Source organism: Micromonospora maritima, assembly GCF_902825405.1.
Lineage (GTDB): Bacteria > Actinomycetota > Actinomycetes > Mycobacteriales > Micromonosporaceae > Micromonospora > Micromonospora maritima.
The window spans coordinates 1-3,717 of sequence record NZ_CADEAU010000506.1 but is presented as its reverse complement, the minus strand read 5'-3'; the positions used below and the strand labels follow the sequence as shown (position 1 = coordinate 3,717).

Annotated in this window: 1 protein-coding gene; it reads left to right on the top strand. The window is 75.7% G+C overall.

Going from position 1 to position 3,717, the window contains the following annotated elements; all coding sequences use genetic code 11:
• Positions 1–3,717 (top strand): non-ribosomal peptide synthetase (locus tag HUW36_RS27970; RefSeq protein WP_174530872.1); only part of this gene is annotated, 3,717 nt, incomplete at both ends.

The following is a 3,717-nucleotide window of genomic DNA, read 5'->3' as shown; positions in this document are numbered from 1 at the left end:
GCGCGGCTGGGTGCACGCCGCCCTCGCCGCGGACGTGCGCCGGCCGTTCGACCTGGCCGGCGGCCCGCTGTTCCGGGCCGTGCTGCTGCGCGTCGCCGACGACCGGCACGTGCTGTCGCTGACCATGCACCACGCGGTCTCCGACGGCTGGTCGCTCGGCGTGGTGGCCCGCGAGGTGGCCGCCGGGTACGCCGCCGCCCGCGAGCGACGGCCCGACCCGCTCCCCGAGCTGACCGTCCAGTACGGCGACTACGCGCGCTGGCAGCGCGACCGGCTGGCCGACCCGGACAGCGCGGACCTGCGGTACTGGCGCGGGCAACTCGACGGGGTGGCCGCCGTGCTGGAGCTGCCCACCGACCGGCCCCGCCCGCCGGTGCAGACGTTCGACGGCGCGGTCCACTCGCTGGTCCTGCCCCGGGAGACCGCCGACCGGCTCCGCCGGTTCAGCCAGGAGCACGGCGCCACGCTGGCGATGACGCTGCTCGCCGCGTACAAGGCGGTGCTGTGGCGCTGGACCGGCCAGCGCGACGTCTGTGTCGGCATGCCGGTCGCCGGCCGGGTCCGCGCCGAGTTGGAGCCGATGGTCGGCTTCTTCGTCAACATGCTGCCGCTGCGCACCGTGCTGGACGGCGAGTGGACCTTCGCCGAGCTGCTCGGGCAGGTCCGGCGCACCGCGCTGGGCGCGTACGACCACCAGGAGGTGCCGTTCGAGCGGCTGGTGGACCTGGTCGACGCGCCCCGCGACCTGAGCCGCAACCCGCTGTTCCAGGTCATGTTCAACCTGCTCAACGTGCCCGAGCAGCGGGACGTGGACGCCGCCGGGGTGCGGATGACCCCGTTCGCGGTGGAGCCGTGCATCGCCCAGCAGGACCTGGCGCTGTACGCGTACGAGGTGGCCGAGGGGCTGCGGTTCCGGCTGGAGTACAACACCGCGCTCTTCGACGCGACCACCGCCGAGCGGATGATCGGCCACCTGGACACCCTGCTCGCCGCGGCGATCGCCGACCCGCACGCCCGACTGGCGGAGCTGCCCCTGCTGACCGCCGGCGAACTGGCCCGGTTCGCCGAGTGGAACGACACCGCCGCGCCGGCCGGGTGGGACACCGCGCCGGACCGGGTGCCGACCCTCGTCGACCTGTTCGCGCGCCAGGTGGCCGCCGGCCCGGACCGGCCGGCCGTGACGTTCGGCGGGACCACGTTGAGCTACGCCGCGCTGGACGCCCGGGCCAACCGGCTCGCGCACCGGCTGCGCCGGGCCGGCGTCGGGCCGGACGTGCCGGTCGCGGTCTGCCTGCCCCGCTCGGCCGAGCTGCCGGTCGCGCTGCTCGGCGTGCTGAAGGCGGGCGGCGCGTACGTCCCGGTCGATCCGGAGTACCCGGTGCAGCGGCAGCGCTACGTGCTGACCCACAGCGGCGCGACGGTGCTGGTCACCGACGCGGCGCTGGCCGACCGGTTCACCGGCTTCGCCGGCGCGGTGGTGACCGCCGGCACGGCCGACGGGCCGGACACCGCGCCCCCGGTGACGGCCGGGCCGGACCACCTCGCGTACCTGATCTACACCTCCGGCTCCACCGGTCGACCCAAGGGCGTCCGGGTGACCCACGGCGCCGTGGTCAACACGCTCGCCGCGATGCGCGAGCGGCCCGGCCTGACCCGCGACGGCACCATGCTGGCGATGGCCAGCTTCGCCTTCGACATGTCCGTGCCGGAGCTGTTCCTGCCGCTCGTGGTCGGCGCCCGGATGCTGCTGGTGGACCGGGACGTCGCCTACGACGCGGCCCGGCTGGCCGCGCTGCTCGACACCGAGGGCGTCACGCTGGCCCAGGGCACGCCGACGACCTGGCGGCTGCTGATCGAGTCGGGGTGGCGCGGCACGCCCGGGCTGACCGCCGTGTGCGGCGGCGAGGCGGTGCCCGCGCCGCTGGCCCGGCAGCTGGCCGAACGGGTGGACGCGCTGTGGAACCTGTACGGGCCGACCGAGGCCGCCGTGTGGGCCACCATGGACCGGATCACGCCGGACGAGACCCGGCCCACGGTCGGCCGGCCGATCGGCAACATGCGGGCGCACGTGCTCGACGCGCGGCTCGCACCGGTGCCGGTCGGGGTGCCCGGCGAGATCTATCTGGGCGGGCCGGGGCTGGCCCGCGGCTACCACGACGACCCGACGCTCACCGCGCAGCGCTTCGTGCCCGACCCGTACGGCGACGGGCGGCTCTACCGCACCGGCGACCTCGGCCGCCGGCTGACCGACGGGCGGATCGAGTTCCTCGGCCGGGGCGACTCGCAGGTGAAGGTGCGCGGGTTCCGGATCGAGCTGGGCGAGATCGAGGCGGTGCTGCGCCGGCACGACGCGGTCCGCGACGCGGCCGTGGTGGTCCGCGAGGACGCGGGCGAGAAGTCCGTGGTGGCCTACCTGACGCTGACCGGCGGCCCCGAGCCGGACCCCGCCGGCGGGGTGACCGCCGACTTCGCCGCCGACCCGGCGCCCTGGCGGACGTTCGTGCGCACCTGGCTGCCGGACTACATGGTGCCGTCGGCGTTCGTGCCGCTGGACCGGATGCCGCTCAACGCCAACGGCAAGGTCGACCGGTCGGCCCTGCCCGCGCCCCGCCGCGAACGCGCCGAGGTCGGCGCCGGCGTGCCGGACACGCCGCTGCGGGAGGCGCTGGCCCGGCGCTGGGCGGAGGTGCTCGGCTACGAGCGGGTCGGCATCGACGACGACTTCTTCGACCTGGGCGGCGACTCGTTCCGCGCGATCAAGGCGCTGGCCGGCACCGACCCGGCGATCAGCGTGCTCGACCTGTTCCGGCACCCGACCATCCGCGGGTTGACCGCGCACCTGGCCGAGACCGGCGGCTCGGCCGGCCGGCTGCTGCACGAGCTGACCCCGGCCCGGCCGGGCACGCCGACCACGCTGACGCTGCTCTGCGTACCGTTCGGCGGCGGCAGCGCGATCACCTTCCAGCCGCTCGCGGACGCCCTGCCGGCCGGGGTGTCGCTGTACGCGCTGGAACGGCCCGGGCACGACCTGAACCGCCCGGACGAGCCGATGCTCGACCTGGACGAGCTGGTGGACCGCTGCGTGGCCGAGGTGGTCGGGCAGATCACCGGCCCGGTGGCCGTGTACGGGCACTGCGTCGGCGGCGCCGAGGCGGTCGAGCTGGCCCGCCGGCTGGAGGCGGCCGGCGTCGAGGTCACCGGCGTGGTGATCGGGGCGCACTTCCCCGCTCCCCGGCTGCCCGGACGGGTGTTCGGCTGGCTGCGCCGGTGGTTCCCGGTGGAGCGCTGGGCGTCGAAGCGGCGCACGCTGGAGTCGCTGCGCGCGATGGGCTTCTTCACCGAGGTCTTCGACGAAGCGGAGAAGGACTTCGTGATGCGGGTGGTCCTGGCCGACTCGGCCCGGGGCGAGGACTACTACACCGACGTCTACGCGCAGGGCCTGCCCCGCAAGCTGTCCGCGCCGCTGGTCTGCGTGGTCGGCAGCGGCGACCGGGCCACCGAGCTGTACCAGGAGCGCTACCTGGAGTGGGAGTTCTTCGCCGACCGGGTGTCGCTGGCGGTGATCGAGGGCGCCGGCCACTACTTCGCCAAGCACCAGCCGGCCGAGCTGGCCGACGTCATCCTGGCGCACTGCGCCACCGCACCGGACGGCGCCACCACCGGACCCGCGCCGGCTGCGCCGGTCGCCACCGGAGCCGCGCCGGCGGACGCGGCCCG